The organism is Capnocytophaga sp. oral taxon 903 (assembly GCF_013394785.1).
GTDB classification, from domain to species: Bacteria; Bacteroidota; Bacteroidia; order Flavobacteriales; family Flavobacteriaceae; genus Capnocytophaga; species Capnocytophaga ochracea.
This window is the reverse complement of the sequence record NZ_JABXYW010000002.1, coordinates 145,121-165,989: the sequence shown is the minus strand read 5'-3', so window position 1 is coordinate 165,989 and position 20,869 is coordinate 145,121. Positions and strand designations below refer to the sequence as shown.

The window sequence follows — 20,869 nt, the reverse complement described above, 5'->3', positions numbered from 1 at the left end:
TGTAACCTTTAAAAATATTTTGACTATGGAAACAGCTGTAACCTTTGCTACCTCTGATGTAGATAAATTAAATTCAATAAAAGATTTTATAAAGTCTTTAAATGTCTCTATCATTCAAGAAGAGGACATACCTCAGCCTATTGAAATGACGCCAAGATTAATGAAATACTTGGAAGAGTTGGAAGCTGATAACACTCCTTTTGACCAATGTGAAGATTCGTATGTAATGGTTAATAGACTTGCATCTAAATATGGGCTTACCTTACAAAATTAGTAATACAGTACGAGCTGAGTCTGAGCTTGAGAGTGCAATCAACTATTACCAAGAAGTTGCTAATGATAGAGTAGCTGAGAACTTTATCAATGAGTTTGTAAAAATCTTGTATTTTATAAAGCACTTCCCTTTTCAGCGAATATACAAAGATAATTTAAGAGGTGTTCTTATGAAGAAATACCCTTACATTGTATTCTATGTAGTAGATGATATAGAAAGAGAAATTATCATTAAAGGGGTGTTTAATACATACCAAGATGTTAGCAAATACCCTGAATAAAAGAATAAAAAGCTATCTAATTTTTGTTTAGGTAGCCTTATGAATACAATCTTCAATCACTACTTATGAAGAGAGGTAGAGATGTTTTTGTTATTATATACTTCTTAAATATTAATTTAATGAAGTAATTATCCTTCATTTTTATTGTTTTTATTATTAAAAAGCGTACCTTTGCCTGCACAACAAAATAACAAGATAATGAATACAGGTTTTTTCAACAGTTATCAAGGGGCAGAGTTATACTTCTACGAATGGAATTACAAGCCTCAACAAAAAACACTTATTGTAATACATCGCGGTCACGAGTATGGTGAGCGCTTACAGGAATTTGCTACGCACCCGCTGTTTGCGTCCTATAATATTTTTGCTTTTGATATGAGAGGACACGGGCATACTAAAGCTTCAGTATCGCCTGCTTTTATGGATTCAGTACGAGATTTAGATGCTTTTGCTAAGTTTTTGCAACAAGAATACGACGTGCAAGAAGAGGATATTTTTGTAGTAGCCAACAGCATAGGAGGGGTGATTGTATCGGCTTGGGTACACGATTTTGCTCCACGTATTGCTGGAATGGCACTTTTAGCACCTGCTTTTGAAATCAATTTAATAGTTCCCTTAGCCAAGCAAGCTATAGAATTAGCACTAAAAGTGAAATCTAATCTTGTTGTGAAGAGTTATGTTAAGTCTAAAATGCTCACTCGTGACCCTGAACAGCAACGCGCTTATGATACCGATAGGTTTATCACGCGGTCTATTAACGGCAAACTGCTTATAGATTTAGCTAATGCAGGCAAGCGATTGGTCGAAGATGCTGCTGCTATTACTATTCCCACACTATTGCTTTCAGCTGAAAAAGACTTTGTGGTGATTAACAAGCAGCAGAAGCAATTCTATGTAAACTTATCTTCTGAAATAAAAGAATTTGTTACCTTAGACAGATTCCACCACGGCATTTTGTTTGAGCAAGGCAGAGAAGAGGTATATAAACTACTTGAACAGTTTATCAGTAGAGCTTTTGAAACACCTCTTGTATCACCTTTTTTGAAACCCGATACTTTTACTCAAAAAGAGTATGAAATAATGCAATATGAGCTTATCCCCAATAGAGAAAAGTACTATTACCGATTTCAGAAATGGGCACTGAGTAAGTTAGGACACCTCAGTGGCGGAATGGCGATAGGACTGGAATATGGATTTGATTCAGGAGCTTCAATGGATTACGTTTACAAGAATATTCCTCAAGGGAAATGGGGTATAGGTAAACTGATAGACAAAAGTTATCTCAATGCCATTGGGTGGCGAGGCATACGTATACGCAAAGCACACTTATTGGAGCAAGTAGATAAAGCGATACAAGCTTTGCAAGCCGAAGGGAAAAAAGTAAAGATACTTGATATTGCTGGAGGAGTAGGTAATTATTTGTTTGACATCAAAGAAAAGCACCCAGAGGTAGAGATTGTCATCAATGAGTTTTTACCAGCTAATATAGAAAAAGGGGAGCAAACCGTCAGAGAAAGAGGCTTTCAAGATATACGATTCACTAATTACAATTGTTTTAAAGCCGATAACTACACAAGTTTAGACTATAATCCTAATATCACTATCATATCTGGTATTTTTGAACTTTTTGGTGATAATAAATTAGCTAATGAGGCGGTAAAGGGAGTTGTGTCGATTTCAGAAAACGGTTTTTTGATTTATACAGGACAGCCGTGGCACCCACAACTCAAAACGATAGCCTTTGTACTAAAAAGTCATCAAGAGAAAGATTGGGTGATGCGTCGCCGTAGTCAGCGAGAGTTAGACGGGATATTTTCTCTTAATGGAGTGCAAAAGCAGGATATGCTGATAGATGATTTTGGAATCTTTACAGTTTCATTAGGGAAGATAGAAAAATAGGACTTTTCAGTATATCAAATAAATAGCCATTGTTGCAAAATATTTTATTCTATTTATTTGGTAGTTTCTGTAAAAGGTAGTAATTTTGCGCTCTGAAATTAAAAATCGGGATGTGGCGCAGTTGGTAGCGTACACGTATGGGGTGCGTGTGGTCGCTGGTTCGAGTCCAGTCATCCCGACTTTTTCTTTTTATACAATAGCTATTTGAAATGAATAAGGTATATCTTCCTTTGTTATTATATCTCTATTTTACCCTTCTTTAGCGTCTATTTCTTGAATGTATATCTACGGATATTTATGGTGGAGAGCAATATGGATTGTTCTAAATTCAGCATAAAAGTTAGGATACCATTTATAAACTGATGATTATTATATAGAAAATATATGAAACTTTCAAACTTTAATTTTGAACTTCCTAAAGAGCTATTAGCTGAGTATCCCAGTGAGAACCGCGACGAAGCACGCTTAATGGTAATACATCGTAAAACAGGAGAGATCGAACACCGACTATTTAAAGATGTAATTGACTATTTTGACGATGGAGATGTGTTTGTACTGAACAATACTAAAGTATTTCCTGCTCGCTTGTATGGGAATAAAGAAAAAACAAAGGCAAAGATAGAAGTATTTTTGTTGCGTGAACTCAGTGCTGAACAACGTTTGTGGGACGTACTTGTAGACCCCGCTCGTAAGATACGGATAGGCAATAAACTCTATTTTGGCAAAAATGCTGAATTGGTAGCCGAGGTAATAGACAATACTACCTCTCGCGGTCGCACCCTTCGTTTCCTATACGATGGTACTTATGAAGAATTTCGCCAACATCTTACAGAATTAGGGCAAACACCTCTGCCTAAATACATCTCTCGTCCGGTAGAACCTGAAGATGAAGAACGCTACCAAACTATCTATGCTAAATACGAAGGCGCCGTTGCTGCACCTACTGCGGGGTTGCATTTTTCTAAACACTTGATGAAACGTTTGGAAATAAAAGGTATTACCTTTTCCGAAGTAACTTTGCACGTGGGGTTAGGAACTTTCAATCCTGTAGAGGTAGAAGACCTTTCTAAACACAAAATGGATAGTGAAGAGATACACATTCCTGAAAGTCAAACAAAAATCATTAATGCAGCTAAGGTGAATAAGAAGCGTGTATGTGCGGTAGGAACTACCGTAATGCGCGTGTTGGAAAGCTCAGTTTCATCTGATGGTTTCCTAAATCCATTTGACGGTTGGACAAATAAGTTTATCTTTCCTCCGTATGATTTTAGTATAGCCAATGCAATGATTACCAACTTTCACACTCCTAAATCTACCTTGTTAATGATGGTCTCGGCTTTTGCGGGGCACGACCTCATTATGCGTGCTTATAAAGAAGCCGTAGAGCAGAAATATAAATTCTATTCTTACGGTGATGCGATGCTTATTCTATAAGAAGGGTTATATATAAAGAAAATGACGGTAGAGAGAACTCCTTGCCGTCATTTTTTATTTCTGAATAGTTATAGAGAGGAATTATATTTTGTTCATAGTTAATCGGTAAGATTTTGTAACGCTTACTTATTTCCTAATTTAAAGTGGCAGTGCAGTTCGCACTATTTTCCCGCAAACGCTTTTACATCGTCTTCTGAGATTTCTTTGCCTCCTAAGATAATGAGTCGCTCTACTACATTACGCAGTTCGCGAATATTACCCGTCCAATCTTGTTTTTGAAGAAGCTCTATTGCTTTTTTGCTAAATTTCTTCGGACTAATACCTTGTTCCTCGGCTATTTTTGCTGAAAAATAATCAATAAGTAGTGGAATATCGTCTCTGCGTTCGTTAAGTGACGGTACTCTGATGAGAATTACTGCTAAACGGTGGTACAAATCCTCACGGAAACGACCTTCGGCTATTTCTTTTTTTAAATCTTTATTGGTCGCCGCTATTACACGTACATCTACATTGATGTCCTTATCACTTCCCACGCGGGTAATCTTGTTCTCCTGCAAGGCACGCAACACTTTGGCTTGGGCAGAGAGACTCATATCGCCTATCTCATCCAAGAAAATAGTACCATTGTTAGCAGCCTCAAACTTACCTGCACGGTCTTTTACCGCCGAAGTAAACGCCCCTTTGATATGCCCAAAGAGTTCACTTTCTATCAGTTCGGAAGGAATAGCCGCACAGTTCACCTCTATCATCGGAGCTTCACTGCGCTCGCTTTGGTAATGAATGGCGTGAGCTACCAACTCTTTACCTGTACCATTAGAGCCCGTGATAAGCACACGCGCTTCGGTAGGCGCTACTTTTTCTATCATCTGACGGATTTGTTGCAAAGGTGCACTTTCTCCTATCATCTCATAGCTCTTGCTCACCTTCTTTTTGAGGTGTTTATTCTCTACTACTAATTTCTTCTTGTCGAGAGCATTGCGCACGGTGTTGAGCAAGCGGTTCAAATCGGGTGGTTTTGAGATATAGTCGTAAGCCCCTAAGCGCATTGCGTTTACTGCTGTCTCGAGGTCGCCGTGACCTGATATCATCACAAAGGGGATTTCGGGTTTGAGTTTCTTGACCTCAGCGAGTACTTCCATACCGTCCATCTTAGGCATTTTGATGTCGCATAGCACTAAGTCGTAGTCCTCTTTTTTGAGTTTCTCAACGCCTTCTACACCATCAGCTGCTTCTTCTACTTCGTACTCTTTGCTTTCTTCTACCAATATTTTGGTAAGCACACGGCGAATTGCCGATTCGTCTTCTATGATGAGTATTTTTGCCATAAATTCAATCTTTCCATTTGCCAATTTGGATAATCTGCTAATTACCCCGCAAAGGTAGTAAAAAAATAAAAAACTCTTGACATTCTGCCAAGAGTTTTTGACGTGTGTTTATGAAAAAGTGTATTTATTAGTTTTTAAATGTAGGTTTGAACTTCGATTGATATACTTGAAACTCTTGTTGAGTAGTGATTTTTTTGTAATCATTGTTGTTAAACATCTTCAAGTAGAGTTCTAATTGAGTAGGCGACATATAGCCAGTGACACCTGTTATCAAATCGTTATTTTCGTCTAAGAACACCATTGTTGGGTAAGCCTGTACTTGCATATAACCGGTAAGTGGGTGTGTGGCGTTACGGCGTTCAGCCAATGCGGGGTCATAGCCTTTGTTCTCAAACTTTTGTCCTTTGTAGTTCGCTACTTCGTTACCTTCACCATTGAACTTCACAGCGTAGTAATTATCGTTTACATACTTCACTAAGTCTTTGTTTTTAAAGGTGTTGTTAGCTAACATTTTGCAAGGTCCACACCAATTAGTGTATACGTCAATAAATATTTTTTTAGGTTTTTTCTTTTGAGCAGCAATAGCTTGGTCAAAAGTCATCCATTTAATTTCCTGAGCTTCAAGAGTAGCAGTAGCTACCAAAACAAAAGCTACAATAGCGATGAGTTTTCTTGTCATACTGAATAAAAGTTTGTAATTATTTCGTGTTTATAGATTTTCAAAAACCGTGCCAAATGTATGTTCATCAGTGGGGGTGAGGAATTGCATTGCGATAGGCAGGTAGTACAAGTCTTGCAGATGAGGTTGCAGGCGCACGTAGTCTTTCTCAGTGGTGAGAATTCTCTTGCCTTGCAATTGCTGTATTTCTCTCTTAGTAAAATGATGATGGTCAGCAAAAGCTAAATGCTGAAAATCTGCTCCTTGTTCTTTCAAGAATGTGAGTAGCGGATTCGGATTGGCAATGCCTGTTACCAAAGTAAAAGGTTCTTGAATGAAAGTCGTCAAAGATATGTTTTCCTTCTCTGAAAATACTTGTTTATCGTAGGCAATGGTTGCAAAGGCGATAGGACAAAGGCAATGCTTCTGTAAATGCGCTATGAGCTGAGTACGTTCTTTTCCTGACAATGAGGGAGGACATTTGGTTACAACCACTATATCGGCTTGTTGCACTCGGCTTACTACATCGCGGAGTCGTCCCATAGGCAGCAACCAATCGTCAGTAAACAGATGTCCGTAAGCGGTGAGCACTATGTTGATTTTTGCTTTCACGGGGCGATGTTGGAAAGCGTCGTCTAATATAATGAGCTCAGGAGGTGCAGGCAAGGCGAGCATTCGTTCTACACCTTTTACTCGGTTGGCACAAACGGCTAAGATAAAATCCCTAAATTTCCACCAAAATTGGAAAGGTTCATCACCTAAATCCAATACCGTAGAAGTCTCAGTAGCTAATATAAAACCCTTTGTCTTGCGTTTATAACCACGACTGAGTACGCCCACTCTGCGTTGTTTATGCCATCGCCTGATGAGGTATTCTACCATTGGACTCTTACCTGTCCCTCCTACTGCTACATTGCCCACGCAAATAGTAGGTACGGCAAAAGTATGTTCTTTAAAGATACCCACGTTGTAGCACCAATGGCGCAGGCGAACTATTGCACCATACAAACACGCCAAGGGGAAAAGAAGTATTTTAAAAAGATATTTAAACCATTTTCTCATAGCGGATATTTTGCACAAATCTCTTGGATTACTTCATCAATGTCGCTGTATTGAAAATCAACAAACTTTTTAATTTTATCACCATTATAAGTCCTTATTAAGCCAAGAGCATCAGCTGTTTGGAGGGTAAGTGCTCGTTTTTTAATACCAAAGAAACTCAAAAAACCGTCTAAACGTGCGAAACGACGCAATACTTTATGAGAAATCTTTTTAGTAGGAGCTTTCACTCCTAATCCTTTGGCTATCTTCTCAAAAAGTGATTGATAAGTAAGGTTAGCCGTATTCAGCACAAAGCGTTCTCCCGTAACTTCGGAGAATTGTAAGGCAATCATTGCGCGCACCACATCGTCTACCGCGACAAAACCTGTACCCCCTGTGGGGTAATATTTCTGTCCATCAGCTACTTTTTTAAACCACAAGCCAGAGCCTTGTTCGGAGAAATCAGCACCCAACACCACTGAAGGATTTACAATAACCACTGGTAATCCTTCTTGCGAGCTACGCCATACTTCCATCTCACCACCGTTCTTACTGATAGCGTAATCAGTGTTATTGTCCTCACTATTCCAGTCGTTTTCCTCATCAATAGGTGTGTGAGGCAAAGCCGAAAGGGTAGCTACAGAGCTCACATAACAGAGTTTTTTTACCTTAAAATCAATACACAAGTTTACGATATTAGCCGTTCCTTCCACATTCACTTTGATGAGCTGAGCAAAATCCTTAGGCTGAAAAGAAATGAAGCCTGCACAATGAAAAACAAAAGAAACATTCGCAAACGCTTGTTCGAGCGCAGGAATGTTATTTATATCGGCTTCTACCCACTCAATAGAGCGAAATTGTTCCGCTCCATTAGGAGATTCTTTTGTAAAAAGTTGTTCTATTTTTTCTAACGAATGGGTACTGCGATAGATAGCCCTTACTTTATGCGCCTTGTTTTGGGTAAGGTGAAAAAGTAAACGACTGCCAATCTGCCCTGTTCCGCCAGTTACTAAAATCATTATTTCTCGTCTAAAAGAATGTGTTCATTGATAAGTTTAAGAGCCATAGGCGAATCTTTTTCGTCGTAGAACTCGAAGGGGTCAAGAATAGAACATACCAATTCTTTACTCTCTTGGTCGCTCAGTAGTTCAATAATTTCAGTGGGCAAACTGGTTTGTGTTCTGCCATACTTGTGTTTTATCATTCTTGAACCTTGTTTTTTTAGTTTCTTAGTCGGGGCAAAGATAATAATTATTTGCCAAATATGCCATTTGATGCATAAAAATAACAGGAGAGCCTTTAATTAGGAGTGGGGTAGAAGTATTCTTTGTATACTATTACTTTTGCAGTATGGGTTTTGCTAAAATTTCAAAACTTCGGCAAAGTTGAAATCTATTAATAACTCTCTTTTTATGTCTATCTTAGCTTTAACTTACCTTCTACTTAGGTTCGTTCATTGTTCGTTCATTGTTCGTTCATTGTTCGTCTTTTGTTCGTTGTTTGTTCGTCTTTTGTTCGTTGTTTGTTCGTCTTTTGTTCGTTGTTTGTTCGTCTTTTGTTCGTTGTTTGTTCGTCTTTTGTTCGTTGTTTGTTCGTCTTTTGTTCGTTGTTTGTTCGTCTTTTGCTCGTCTTTTGTTCGTCTTTTGCTCGTCTTTTGTTTATCTGCCCTTGCGGTTCGCACCGTCTTTTATTTGGTTACTCTTTGTTTAGTTGCCTGTCGTGCTACGACTTCGCATCATTATCGATTTAGTATTATTGGCATTATTGGCATTTTTGATATTATTACTTTTTTTTCACTACTTTACTGAAAATCCCTTTCCATCGGTATTGTCTTACCCATTTACCTTCTTCAGGAGTGAGTAAGTAAGGTTGTTTTTCTTGTTTAGCTTTATAAAATCCTTTGCAATAATCTAAGAAGAGTTTACCATTGCGTTTTCTTATGGCTAATTTTATGGCAGCGAGTAAAGTGAGGAAGAAACCGTATCGCAGACGGTAGAAAACGCTTCCTTGCAGATAACGGGCATTGCTTTTATAGCCAGCACCTGTCGGGCGTAGGTGTTTTACGTGAAGAGTATCGTCAGTTTGTACTGTCCAACCGTGGTAGCGCGCCAAAAGCTCATCGGCAGTGTCCCAACCCATTGCTATTTTAAGTCCACCTATAGCTTTAAAACACGCCTTCCGATAAGATTTTACAGCACCTCTTAGGTGGTCTTTATTAGTGAGATTCTCAAGTACCCAAAAGCCATTTCTCTCAATATAACAAAAGCCCCCAAACATTCCCAACTGTGGATTTTCATTGTATTGCTGGCACATTGTTTCGAGATAGTTGTTAGGGAAGATGAGGTCGGCATCAAACTTGCAAATCACCTCTACGGCTTCTTTTAGGTAAGGGAGCCCATAGTTAAAAGTCTGCACTATTTTAGCCCCTGGTAGGTGTTCACCTTTCTCACTGCGTTGCACCAATTGTACTACGGGATATTGGGTAGCAATTTGGTTCACTACCTCAGCAGTGGTATCGGTAGAACCGTCGTCTACTACTATAATTTGATAGGGAAGATAAGTCTGATTCAGCAGAGATTGCAAAGTAACACCAATGCTTTCAGCTTCGTTATAAGCAGGGATAATAATTCCGATATTCATTTACTTAGCGCTATCAGTTTCTATAAGTCCGTCTTTTAAGCGGACAATACGTTTGGCATACCGAGCAATGTCTTCTTCGTGGGTTACCAAGATAACAGTATTCCCTTTTTGGTAGATTTCGTCAAAAAGGTTCATTATTTCATAAGAAGTTTTAGAGTCAAGGTTCCCAGTAGGCTCATCGGCTAAGATAATTGAAGGGTGGTTTACCAAAGCTCTCGCTATAGCTACTCTTTGGCGTTGCCCTCCTGATAGTTCATTGGGTTTGTGAAGCATACGGTCTTCTAATCCCACTAATTTCAGTACTTCTTTAGCGCGCTCGTGTCGTTTTTCTTTCTTAACGCCTGCGTATACCATAGGCAAAGCTACATTGTCTAAAGCGGTAGTACGTGGCATTAGGTTGAAGGTTTGAAATACGAAGCCTATCTCTTTATTGCGAATGTCGGCTAATTCCGAGTCGCTCATCTTGCTTACGTCTTTACCGTTCAGAATATACTCGCCTGAGGTAGGCGTATCTAAGCACCCTAAGATGTTCATCAAAGTAGATTTACCAGAGCCCGATGGTCCCATAAGGGCAAGGTATTCTCCCTTCTCTATAGATAGGTTGATGCCTTTCAGTACGTGCAGTATTTCAGACCCTAATCTGAAATCTCGTTTGATATTTTTAATCTCTAATAAACTCATTTTTCTTACTGAATATTTTGGTTTAAGAAATGTAATAGCTTTTCAAAGGCTTTCCCACGGTGGCTGATACGGTTCTTTTCTTCTTGGGTCATCTCGGCAAAAGTTTGGTCAGAACCCTCAGGAATAAATATAGGGTCATACCCAAAACCGTTAGTGCCCATAGGGGTAGTGCCTATACGTCCCTTTGCGATACCTTCAAAAGTATATATAGAGCCATCTAAACATAAAGCAATAACCGTTTTAAACTGAGCCTCTCTGTGTGAGATTCCTTCCATATTCTTTAGTAGCAAATACATATTGTCTGCATCGCTTTTGTGCTCACCTGCATACCGTGCCGAATATACCCCAGGAGCATTGTTTAAAGCCTGTACTTCTAAGCCTGTATCATCGGCGAAAACGTTGCAATGATAATGCTCTTTGATGTATTGAGCTTTCAGCAAAGCGTTGCCCTCAATAGTAGTAGCAGTTTCCGCTATATCGTCATCACACCCTATGTCGCTCAAACTTAGCAGTTCGATATTTTTAGGTAAAAGGGCTTGTATTTCCTTTAATTTATGCTGATTATGGGTAGCAAATACTAATTTCATACAGATATAAAACTCGAAAAGAGGTTACTTAGCAAGCATAACCTCTTCTCTAAATATGAAAACAATAAAATTATTCCTTTTCTTCTATTTTTTCTTCAGAGGCTTCAGCTAATTGTGTTTTTTGCAAATGCTTTAGCTCACGAAGTTTATTTTCCCACGTTTTAAGAGCTTCTTTTTGGTTGTTGATGTTCTTAATCACATCGCGTACTAATGGGTTCTTCTCGTCGATATTACCAAAGAAAGCTAAGTTGTTTTCTAACTGTAGTATCTCCGATTTGAGTTCATCAATACGACGTCTTACAAAAATCACCTCATTGTTAAGGGAGTTCTCGTTATCATCGTTGATAAGTCGTTCTAACTTGTTGTTATACTTGATAAGCTCAATTTCTTGCTTATCAAAATTGAGTTTCTTGTACAGTGCATCAATAATCTTATGAAATTTGATGTCGATGGTTCTCTTAGAATGATGAGTATTTCCTATAGCATTCCATTCATTCACAAAGTTTTGTAAGGTTGCTATCTCTTTATCTCTATCGGTGCCTAATTGATATTCTTTCAGCTTATCCAAAAAGGCTTTCTTTTGTTCAAGCGCATCAGACTCTTTATTTTTAGAATGCTGAATAGTCTCAGCAAATCTACTGAAATACGTATCACAAGCTCTCTTGAATTCCTTCCAAATCTTTTCGGTATTTCTAAGAGGAACGCTTCCTATTTCTTTCCACTCTCTCTGAATGTTCTTCATCAGTTCAGTGGTAGTTTCCCAATCAGTGCTATTTTGGTTAGCTTTTGCTATTTCTAATAAGGCTAATTTCTTAGTGAGGTTCTCTTGTTGCTCTTTTTTGAGTGTTTTGTAAAATTGGTTCTTCTTCTTGTTAAAAGCACGTAAAGCTATATTGAAAGATTTCCATACCTCATCAGCTTGTTGTAAAGGTACTTTTCCTACATTTAGAAACGACTGACGTAAATCTTCTACTTGCTTAGAAAGCTGTTTCCAAGCACTGTGAGTAGTAGGCTCTTTCTCACCGAGTTTCTTAATCCGCTCAATGATGCCTTGCTTTTTCACTGCATTTTCTTCGTATATCTTATCTAAGTTTTTGAGGTAATATTGGCGTTTGTCGTGTATTTTCTTAGTAAGTTCACTAAAACGTTGCCATATGCTCTCCCGGTGTTCTTTATCTACGGGACCTATTTCCTCTTTCCAAACACGGTGTAACACTTGTAGCTCACGAGAGGCAATGAGAGCATCTACGTCGTCTTGGGCAAGTGCTTCGGCACGCTCAATAATTTTTAGTTTTTCTTCTAAATTACGCTTAAAGTCGATGTCACGCAAGTCTTTGCTGAGGTGGATAAAGTCATAGAAGTTCTCTACGTGGTGGTGATAAGTATTCCACAAATCCTCATAATCGGCATTAGAGACGGCTCCTGCTTTGCGCCAACGCTCTTGCAATTGTTGGAACTGCTTGAAGGTAGTACCCAAATGTTCTTCCGCATTGAGAAGACTTTTGAGTTCTTCGATGATTTCTCGGCGTTTAGCAAGGTTTTCTTTATAGGTTTTCTCAATCTCTTTATAGTATTGATTGCGCTTTTCGCGATAATCGTTGAAAGCGGTGTAGAATTCTCTATAAACAGGAATTTCGTAAGAAAAATTATACAATTCTCCTCCGTCGGCTATGAACTCTTCTTTTTTCTCTTCTACAAGAGCGTCGTATTTTTTGTCGAACTCATAACGAATAGCGTCCACTTGCTTTTTGATAGCTTGGGTTTTCTCAGTTTGGAGTAGTTCTTTTAGTTCTTTGGTTAATTCACTAAGAGACATTGCCTCATAGTTTACTAATGACGCATCTTCTAAACGGTTGTCCTCGCGGTTATCCTCTATGGCTAATGTGTTTTTTTCCTCTGACATATCTAAGATTTAAATGCAACTATTGTTTAAAAACGCTACTAAATTACAACAATATTTTGAATTACCTATTATTTTTCTGTAAATATTTTTCTGCTTAATGTGTGATAGAAATGTAAGTAGTTTATTATCAGTGATTATTATGGGAGATTTCTTTAAGGCTTTCGATAAGAAAATCGACGTCTTTTGCTGTGTTAAAGATGGAAAAAGAGCATCTGAGCGAGGGATATTGTAGTGCTTTCTCAGGTAAAAAAGCTGATAGTACGTGAGAGGTTTGCACGCTTCCACTCTGGCAAGCACTCCCTTTGGAACAAGCAATGCCTTTTAAGTCTAACTGAAAAAGCAGAGTGCTATTTTGGTTTTTCAATGAGGGAAAACCTATGTTAACAATGGTGTAACTGCTTTCGTCTAAAGTATCAGACATTCCGTTAAATACCGCCTCTGGGAAATGATGTTTGAGTTGTTTGATAAAATAACGCTTCAGGTCTTTGAGCTTTTCAGTGTTTCTATCTAAATTAGTGTATGATAGACTAAAAGCGACTTCCATTCCTACTATATTGTGAACAGCTTCGGTACCTGCACGCAAGCCTTTTTCTTGTTCACCCCCTGTGATACTGCTGTGTAGCGCAATACCTTTTCTAATAAAAGCAAATCCTACTCCTTTAGGTCCGTGAAACTTATGAGCTGAAGCCGTGATAAAGTCGGCAGGGATTTCCTCCAAATCAATAGGGTAATGCCCCACAGACTGTACGGTATCTGAATGCAAAAAAGCATTGTATTGTTTACAGAGTGCAGTTACTTCTTTTAAAGGTAAAATGTTCCCTATTTCGTTGTTTATGTGCATTAGGCTCACCAATACCTTTTTTTCAGTATATTGCTGGAGCAAGTACTCTAAATGAGAGAGGTCTACGACCCCTTTGTTAGTAAGGTTTACGTAAACTATTTTTATAGGATATTCTTTGGCTAATACCTCTAAGGTATGCAATACAGCGTGATGCTCTATTTGAGAAGAAATGACAACTTGTACACCTAAATCGTGCACACAACTGCGCAAGATAAGGTTATTAGCTTCAGTGCCCCCTGAAGTAAAAATAATTTCAGAGGGTGAAGCATTCAGTTGTTTAGCTATTTGCTTGCGACTATATTCAATAAGCGACTTGGCTTTACGCCCAAAGGCGTGTGTAGAAGAGGGGTTGCCATAAGTATCCATCAGAACTTCCGTCATCTTCTGTATTACCTCCGGATAGACGGGGGTAGTAGCCGCATTATCGAAATAGACTTTCATAGTTTTGAGAGGAAGAAATAGTTATGCTCTGTTAGAAGTTGTATTATTTCTGCTATTGTTGTTCTTGCGATAGTTTTTGTTGCGGTTGTTATTGTTGTTTTTATTCACCGCTCCTTTTTTCTGTTTAGAGAGGAAAAGTCCTACTATAAGAGCTAAAAAAGCTACAGTAAAAGCGCACCAATAAGCATCGTTGCACGCGAAAGTTGAGTTAAATAGTGGAGCGATTAATAAGCCCGCAAATACGTATTTAGAAACGTCTAACAAAAAATCTGAAATTCTTTTTTTCATTCTTTACTTTTAAAAATTTCGGCAAAGATACAACTTTTTATTGAAATGGGAATAATAATGGCAACACGAATACCATTATAATACCCATAATGATTTGTAGGGGTAAGCCTACTTTCACGTAATCCATAAAAGTGTAACGCCCAGCCGACATTACTAATGCATTGGGCGGGGTGGAGAAAGGAGAAGCAAAACACATACTTGCACCTACGGCTACTGCAAACATAAAAGCGTGAGGCTGTAAACCTAACGATAAGGCGGTTTTAATAGCAATGGGTGCCAAGAGTACGGCTGTAGCGGTATTGCTGATGAACATCGTCATAAGCGAAGTGGTAAAATACACGCCTGCCAAGAGTATATATGGACTCTTATCGCCTAAACTCCCTACTAATGCATTCGATACTAAGGCTGATACTCCTGTTTTTTCCAAGGCTAATGCCATAGGTAACATACCTGCAATGAGTACAATACTCTCCCAGTTAATCGTCTTATAAGCAGCTTCGATATTGCGCAAAGCTCCTGAAATAACCATCAATAAAGAGGCAATAAGCACAGCAGTAACGGGTGCTATGGGGATAAAATCGAACATCATTGCGACTACCATTCCTACCATTATTAGCGCAGCAATAGGAGCTTTGTGGGTGAGGGTTACCTTAGATGCCTCGGCAAGAGGTTGCCCTAATACTACCAACTGACTGCGTTCAGCGTCCATTTTAGCAATGTGCTCCCAAGTTCCTTGCACCAATAGTATGTCGCCAGCGTGCATCTTTTCGTCTTTTAAGTTTTGCAAAATATAGTTATCCTTGCGCTGAATACCTAAGATATTGAGCCCAAAGTGTTCGCGCAGTTTGCTATCACTGATGCGGGTGTTTACCAATTTCGAAGCAGGCATTATCAGTACTTCGGCTATGCCTATATCGTGGAAGTGCAACTCGTTAGGCAAGCGTTGTTCGGGGTGGTGTGTGTCGAGAAAATTTAAGTGATTTTTGGCGTTCATTTGTTCAATCGACTCAAAGCTACCGCGCAAATAAAGAATATCTCCTTCATAAATTACGGTATCAGCATTTACTACCTCTTGGTTGCCTGTTTTGAAAAAAGGATTGTTAGAAGTAGGTTTGCGCCTGATTTCTAATACCGAAATGTGATAACGTTGCGAAAGGTTGATTTCTTTGAGCGTTTTACCTATAAATAAAGTGTTTCCTTCTACTAATACGCGGTATAAGTTGTTAGAGAGTTGATATTCACGTACCAAATCAGTAAGTGATTTACCATTTCGGTTCCCTTCTTGCTTAGAATCACCTTTTTTAGAGAGAAAAAACTTACTGGTGGGAATTAAAACTAACAGTCCTATTGCCAAACACACCAATCCCACTGGAGTAAAGGAAAAGAAAGTGAGTTTATCGTAGCCGTTTTTCACTAACTCTCCATCGATTACCAAGTTAGGAGGCGTACCGATGAGCGTCATCATACCGCCCATACTACTGGCAAAAGCCATAGGCATCAGCAGGCGACTACTGTTGATGTTACCACTCATTGCCATACTCACCACTATGGGCATCATCAAGGCTACCGTACCTGTATTGCTTACAAAAGCCCCAATAAAAGCCGTAACGAGCATTACCAAGATAAGGAGTTTTACCTCACTATCGCCTGCCAAGCGTAAGATTTTACTGCTCATCATCTTTGCTAATCCCGTTTGGAAGATAGCACCTCCTACTACAAATAGCCCTATCATCATCACTACTACCTTGTTCGAAAAGCCCGATAAAGCTTGTTCAGGGGTTAATATGCCAAAGAGCACCAAGAGCACTAAGGCACACATAGCTACCAAATCGGAACGCACCTTCCCGCTCATAAAAAACAAAGCCGATATAAAAAGAATGATAAGAGTGGTATACATAACAAATTAGTTAATTAGCAAATGAACAGATTAGCTTATTAATTTGATAAATCAACACTATACTTACTTGTGTCGAATGTTACCGAAACGTGTTCTTGCAGTGAAGTAGATAGTGATATGCCTTTAAAATCGGCTTTTACAGGATAGTCCTTGTGATTGCGATTAACTAATACAGCGGTAGTAAGTCGCTTTAAGGGGACTTCCAAGAAGTGTTTTACCCCATAGATGAGCGTACGTCCTGAATTGAGCACATCGTCTACCACTATCACTGCTTTATTGGTGTATTGTTCCGCAGGAATAGAAGTAGCAGTGCCTGCCAATGGGTTCTTCTTATCCATTATAATTTGGCATAAAACTACTTTCAGAGGGGCTATACTTGCAAGTGCTACTGCAAGTTTCTCAGCAAACACATAGCCATTGCCATTAATGCCTGCCAGCACAATCTCCTCTTCATTGAGGTGTGTTTCGTAAATCTGATAAGCAATCCGTCTTATCTTGTGTTCAATATCAGTGTGGTTTAATATCTGTGTCATTGTATACTTTTTTATATAATGTGCCAAAGATACAAATTGTATTGCTAAAAAGCAAGAAAAAATAGGTTATCTATCAGATAACTTATTTAATAGCTTGTATTTTATCGGCAAATTTGTTCCAACCATCAGCCTTTTTATAAGTCTCTACACTGTTAGCAGGCACGTAAATAGCATTAAGCTCAGTATTTATAAAAGTACCATACCAATCTTTAATGTTTATGGTGGGAGGTGTACCTCCTTTTAAAGTAACCGACTTTAATGCTGAGCATCCAGCTAAAGCACCATCTCCTATACTTTTTACAGTATTAGGAATAGTAATAGAAGTTAAACCTGCTCCTAAAAAAGTATCATTCTCAATGCTAGTAATACTATTATTATCAGGAAAGGTGAACGTCTTCAATGCAGAACACGAACTAAAAGCACTTTTTCCTATATTTGTTACAGTATTAGGAATGGCAATAGAAGGTAAGGACATACAAGAACTGAAGGCGCCATTACCTATGCTTGTTACGGTATTAGGGATAGTAACCGAGGTCAAAGCTTCACAATTCATAAAAGTAGAATCTTCAATTTTTGTTATTCCCTTAGGAATTACTATAGAGGTTATAGCCTTACAGTTTCTAAAAGCCCCCTCTCCTATGCTTCTTACAGTAGTAGGAATAACTAACGAAGTAAGTTTTTGACAATTAAAAAAAGCGTCTTTCCCTATACTTGTTACAGTAGTAGGGATAGTAAACGATTTTAAGGCAGGGCACGAAAAAGCGTGCTCTCCTATGATTACTAAACCTTTGTCAGGAATAGTAATTTTGGCTAAATTCTTACACTCGGAGAAAGCCGCATATCCTACGTTTGTAACACTGCTCGGGATAGTAACCGAAGTTAAGCCTTCACAAAACGCAAAAGAACCCTCTTCTATGCTTGTTATCCCCTCAGAAATAACAATCGAAGTTAATTTTGAACAGCTCTTAAAAGCACATTTCCCCATTTTCTTTAAGCCTTTGGGCAAAGTCACTGAGGTTATTTCTCGGTGTTCTGCAAAAGCATAATCTGAGATAGCAGTTACTTTGCTCAGCATCTCGTCTGCTGCCATATCAATGGTAGTTTCTTCATCAGTAAGCCATTTCACTAATGTCGAGCCATCTTCAGTAATTTCAAAATTCTCGTAAATCTTAGTTTTTAGCTCCTTAGGAGCATCATCGCCCCCTTTCCCACAATTACTAACAGTCAGTGCTACCAGCACTGCTACTGCTATAAGAATAACTTTTCTCATCGTTTTTTAATCATTAAAAATTCTTTCCTAATGTTATATAAACGCGACAAAAGTACAAACTATATTGCTAAAAAACAAGAAAAAACAGGTTTTCTATTAGATCACCAATTCTTTCATCAAGTGCAAATTGTTAAATTACCTTATTGATAGAATAAATCTTATGGCTTTTCAAAGTCTAATACTTTCTGTCGTCCTACGACCTCTACCAAAGTCTAAAATACAAACACTTCTCCTTCCAGAACCCTTTCATTTTTCTCCACTTCTTCTCACTAATCTACCTATTTGCCAATTCGTATTGCCTATCGTGTACGACTGCCCGTGTGGCTCGCACCTACCTATGTGGCTCATACTGTCTTACCTTTGTTTTTGCCTCGCTACACTCCCTTTTCACAGTACACACTTTACCAAAGTTTCAGACTTTACCAAAGCTGAAAGCTCCCAATAGTCTCTTTCTTACCTCCATTATATCCTTAATTTAAATTTGTTATTTCTTCGTCCATAGTTCGTCTTTTCTTCGTTGTAGAGCCACTGTAGAGCCACTGTAGACCCACTGTAGACCCACTCCTTGTTCGTTTATCTTATAAGCTTCCTACAAGCTAAACATAAGATACATCAAACAAAAAAGAGTCTTTTCTATTATTTGTGTTTTCGTTTTATTACCTTTAGAAACGGTAGTCTTTATAGGTTTCCAATAAATTGGCAACAGTATTCTTCATTTTTTTCAAAGATAATTTTATTCCCTATTAATTTTTTTTACCCCTTTTTACTATCTTTGCACCTTGACAATTAAGACAATGTAATTCTATTACCAAAATTACAAATTTTGTTGTAATTGTCCATTTTTTATCATACTTTTTGAATCACTTCCGATAGTTAAAAACAAGAAATTATCGTTATGGAATCTATGAAAAACATATATAAAGAAAGTCTATTTCAATCTATAAGTAAGGGTGAGGTAGTCCTTTGGGCAGGGGCAGGCTTGTCTTTGTATGCTGGTTTACCATCAGGAGCACGACTTAGAGAGATTCTATACGAAGGCTTAACTCCTTTAGAGAAAGAAGAAGTTAGAAAAAATTCAGACCTATCTCATTTAACAGATGAGATTTGTAAACTTAAAGGAAATAGAAATTATATTATTAAGGTACTAACAAGTACTTTTACAAAAGATTTTTCATCAACAGAAACTCACAAAATTATTTCTAAAATACCTCATTTCAGGAATATAATAACAACTAACTATGATAGATTATTTGAAAACGTATATGGTAATAAACTAAATCTAATTTTCTCTGACAGCCATACTCCGTATATAGATGATAAAAAGGTAAATCTTTTCAAAATACACGGTGATTTATCAGATCCTGATTCTATAATTATAACAAAATCTGATTATAATAGATTTTTTGAAAATGACACAGAACAAAATACTATTTGGAATATTATCAAAGGAATAGTTCCAACCAAGAGTATCTTATTTATTGGATACAATTTAGAAGATTCCAATGTTGAAGTTATTTTTAATAAAATAAAGAATAAAACAGGAAAGAATGGTAAAGAATGCTATTTTGTAGCTCCTTATATTTCTCCTATCAAGTCAGTTAATTTAGAGAAAGCAAACATACATCCAATTTCTCTTACAGGAGAAAAGTTCTTTGAAGAGCTCATAGAATATCTAAGAAAGAATATCACAAAGAACTTTGAGAATAAATATATCTCTTCTGATGTCTATTCAGAGTTCATAGGTAATTTTGATTTGAAATCGGAAATAGAAGTAGATTCATCAAAAGGGAAAAATATTGTGAAAAATCTTACAGGAATAGAAGGAAAAGATACAAAAATAGAAATGACGTTTTCTGTCAGTAAATCTTTTGATGAAATCAATAATAAAGTAAATGATTTAATAAGTATAGGAGATATTTCTGAAGAAATGACTATTGATAAAGAAATGTTAAGAGGTTTCAATCTTGATATAAATGGCATTAGTTATAGGAATATCGATGATATCAAAAGTATAAAATTTACCTTATTACCTTGTTTCGACAAAAAAATAGATATCGTCTTTGAAAATGGAGAGGAAATTAATGATATAAATTTAAAACTTATTCCTTTAGATGTAATTGAAAGAAAAGCAAAAGTAATAGCTCAGTTCTATGGAAATAAATTAGAAATCGTTTTTTATCCATCAACAAATAGAGAGATAGAAACTATATTTTCTTATACAATATCAAAAGAAATTAGTAATATTTCCAAGCAAATACTTTTCTTTGAATTGATTAAGCATCTCTCAATGAGACAGCTTTTTTCAATTTATGTAGATGGAAAAAGAGCTTTTGAGGGAAGATTTGGGAAAGAGGCAAGCTTTCTATCCCCAAAGAATGAGTTCTATTTAGCTTATTTTAAAAAACTAAAAGAAATTGAAAAATTAGGTAATTTTCGCTTTTCTAATATTAATATCAATGATGTTACTCCTAAGAATCATAATCTCTTGGAGATAGTTATTGCAAAATTTAAAAATAAGCCGATTAAAAAAAGAAGTCCTCAGATTCTTCTAAAACCAAAAAGTTTTGATTACACAACATACAAAAATAATTTTGATTTGAATTTTACTCAAAACTTAGGGGATATAGTTATTCACAATCAAACTTTTAAGATAGGAGAAATAACAACACAAATATTAGATGCTTTTATTTCAAATTATGAGGAAATAATAAATGATAGAACAAAATCTCCTATTATTGAAAGCCGTTCTAAAAGAGCTTTAATAACATTTAATAATTTAAAACAGCATACGTAAAAAAACAGGGAGAATATTAGCCTAAGAATATAGGGCTGAATTAGGTCTTGTACATAGTTATCGGGTTGTAAGAAACGATGTAA

Annotated in this window: 20 protein-coding genes and 1 tRNA gene; 6 read left to right on the top strand and 15 right to left on the bottom strand. The window is 37.3% G+C overall.

Going from position 1 to position 20,869, the window contains the following annotated elements; all coding sequences use genetic code 11:
* Positions 1 to 25 precede the first annotated feature (25 nt).
* The 5 genes from HW279_RS00805 (at position 26) to queA (ending at position 3,887) form a co-directional block, all read left to right on the top strand.
* The gene (locus HW279_RS00805) at positions 26 to 274 is read left to right on the top strand and encodes a hypothetical protein (protein ID WP_009410662.1); all 249 of its coding nucleotides are present in this window, start codon (positions 26 to 28) and stop codon (positions 272 to 274) included.
* Positions 252 to 554: a type II toxin-antitoxin system RelE/ParE family toxin gene (locus HW279_RS00800; protein ID WP_178957599.1), complete on the top strand. Its 303-nt coding sequence runs from the start codon at positions 252 to 254 to the stop codon at positions 552 to 554. The genes HW279_RS00805 and HW279_RS00800 overlap by 23 nt, the downstream gene beginning before the upstream one ends.
* Positions 555 to 752: 198 nt before the next feature.
* Positions 753 to 2,453: a bifunctional alpha/beta hydrolase/class I SAM-dependent methyltransferase gene (locus tag HW279_RS00795; RefSeq protein WP_178957598.1), complete on the top strand. Its 1,701-nt coding sequence runs from the start codon at positions 753 to 755 to the stop codon at positions 2,451 to 2,453.
* Positions 2,454 to 2,559: 106 nt separating this feature from the next.
* Positions 2,560 to 2,632: transfer RNA gene (locus HW279_RS00790), tRNA-Pro, on the top strand.
* A gap of 205 nt (positions 2,633 to 2,837) precedes the next feature.
* Positions 2,838 to 3,887, top strand: a complete 1,050-nt coding sequence (queA, locus tag HW279_RS00785; protein WP_009421022.1) for a tRNA preQ1(34) S-adenosylmethionine ribosyltransferase-isomerase QueA — start codon at positions 2,838 to 2,840, stop codon at positions 3,885 to 3,887.
* 161 nt (positions 3,888 to 4,048) lie between these two features.
* On the opposite strand, the gene HW279_RS00780 is transcribed toward queA, so the two are convergent.
* From HW279_RS00780 to HW279_RS00710, 15 genes are all read right to left on the bottom strand, one after another.
* Positions 4,049 to 5,212 (bottom strand): sigma-54-dependent transcriptional regulator, encoded by a 1,164-nt coding sequence (locus tag HW279_RS00780; protein WP_178957597.1) that lies wholly within the window; start codon positions 5,210 to 5,212, stop codon positions 4,049 to 4,051.
* A 127-nt stretch (positions 5,213 to 5,339) separates the two neighbouring features.
* Positions 5,340 to 5,891 carry a thioredoxin family protein gene (locus HW279_RS00775; protein ID WP_178957596.1) on the bottom strand — a complete coding sequence of 184 codons (552 nt, stop codon included), beginning with the start codon at positions 5,889 to 5,891 and terminating at the stop codon, positions 5,340 to 5,342.
* 30 nt (positions 5,892 to 5,921) lie between these two features.
* Positions 5,922 to 6,932 (bottom strand): tetraacyldisaccharide 4'-kinase, encoded by a 1,011-nt coding sequence (gene lpxK / locus HW279_RS00770; RefSeq protein WP_178957595.1) that lies wholly within the window; start codon positions 6,930 to 6,932, stop codon positions 5,922 to 5,924.
* The gene (locus HW279_RS00765; protein WP_178957594.1) at positions 6,929 to 7,930 is read right to left on the bottom strand and encodes an NAD-dependent epimerase/dehydratase family protein; all 1,002 of its coding nucleotides are present in this window, start codon (positions 7,928 to 7,930) and stop codon (positions 6,929 to 6,931) included. The genes lpxK and HW279_RS00765 overlap by 4 nt, the downstream gene beginning before the upstream one ends.
* The gene (locus HW279_RS00760; protein WP_178957593.1) at positions 7,930 to 8,115 is read right to left on the bottom strand and encodes a hypothetical protein; all 186 of its coding nucleotides are present in this window, start codon (positions 8,113 to 8,115) and stop codon (positions 7,930 to 7,932) included. The genes HW279_RS00765 and HW279_RS00760 overlap by 1 nt, the downstream gene beginning before the upstream one ends.
* Before the next feature lie 249 nt (positions 8,116 to 8,364).
* A complete protein-coding gene (locus HW279_RS00755) occupies positions 8,365 to 8,592 on the bottom strand; it encodes a hypothetical protein (RefSeq protein ID WP_178957592.1) in 228 nt (75 codons plus the stop codon).
* 101 nt (positions 8,593 to 8,693) lie between these two features.
* Positions 8,694 to 9,551, bottom strand: a complete 858-nt coding sequence (locus tag HW279_RS00750) for a glycosyltransferase (RefSeq protein WP_178957591.1) — start codon at positions 9,549 to 9,551, stop codon at positions 8,694 to 8,696.
* Entirely contained in the window at positions 9,552 to 10,232 is a 681-nt protein-coding gene (locus HW279_RS00745; protein WP_009410673.1) for an ABC transporter ATP-binding protein, read from the bottom strand. It lies immediately after the preceding gene.
* Positions 10,233 to 10,237: 5 nt separating this feature from the next.
* Positions 10,238 to 10,819 (bottom strand): non-canonical purine NTP diphosphatase, encoded by a 582-nt coding sequence (locus tag HW279_RS00740; RefSeq protein WP_178957590.1) that lies wholly within the window; start codon positions 10,817 to 10,819, stop codon positions 10,238 to 10,240.
* A gap of 70 nt (positions 10,820 to 10,889) precedes the next feature.
* Complete coding sequence (locus tag HW279_RS00735) at positions 10,890 to 12,722, bottom strand: DUF349 domain-containing protein (RefSeq protein ID WP_178957589.1); 1,833 nt, start codon at positions 12,720 to 12,722, stop codon at positions 10,890 to 10,892.
* A gap of 127 nt (positions 12,723 to 12,849) precedes the next feature.
* Positions 12,850 to 14,004 (bottom strand): cysteine desulfurase family protein, encoded by a 1,155-nt coding sequence (locus HW279_RS00730; RefSeq protein WP_178957588.1) that lies wholly within the window; start codon positions 14,002 to 14,004, stop codon positions 12,850 to 12,852.
* 21 nt (positions 14,005 to 14,025) lie between these two features.
* A complete protein-coding gene (locus HW279_RS00725; RefSeq protein ID WP_048746187.1) occupies positions 14,026 to 14,292 on the bottom strand; it encodes a DUF6722 family protein in 267 nt (88 codons plus the stop codon).
* A 37-nt stretch (positions 14,293 to 14,329) separates the two neighbouring features.
* Positions 14,330 to 16,189 carry an SLC13 family permease gene (locus HW279_RS00720; protein WP_178957587.1) on the bottom strand — a complete coding sequence of 620 codons (1,860 nt, stop codon included), beginning with the start codon at positions 16,187 to 16,189 and terminating at the stop codon, positions 14,330 to 14,332.
* Between the two features lie 38 nt (positions 16,190 to 16,227).
* Entirely contained in the window at positions 16,228 to 16,722 is a 495-nt protein-coding gene (locus HW279_RS00715; protein WP_002676355.1) for a phosphoribosyltransferase family protein, read from the bottom strand.
* 82 nt (positions 16,723 to 16,804) lie between these two features.
* Entirely contained in the window at positions 16,805 to 17,992 is a 1,188-nt protein-coding gene (locus HW279_RS00710; RefSeq protein WP_178957586.1) for a leucine-rich repeat domain-containing protein, read from the bottom strand.
* 904 nt (positions 17,993 to 18,896) lie between these two features.
* On the opposite strand from HW279_RS00710, the gene HW279_RS00705 reads away from it, so the two are divergent.
* Positions 18,897 to 20,786 (top strand): SIR2 family protein, encoded by a 1,890-nt coding sequence (locus tag HW279_RS00705; protein WP_255495747.1) that lies wholly within the window; start codon positions 18,897 to 18,899, stop codon positions 20,784 to 20,786.
* Positions 20,787 to 20,869 lie beyond the last annotated feature (83 nt).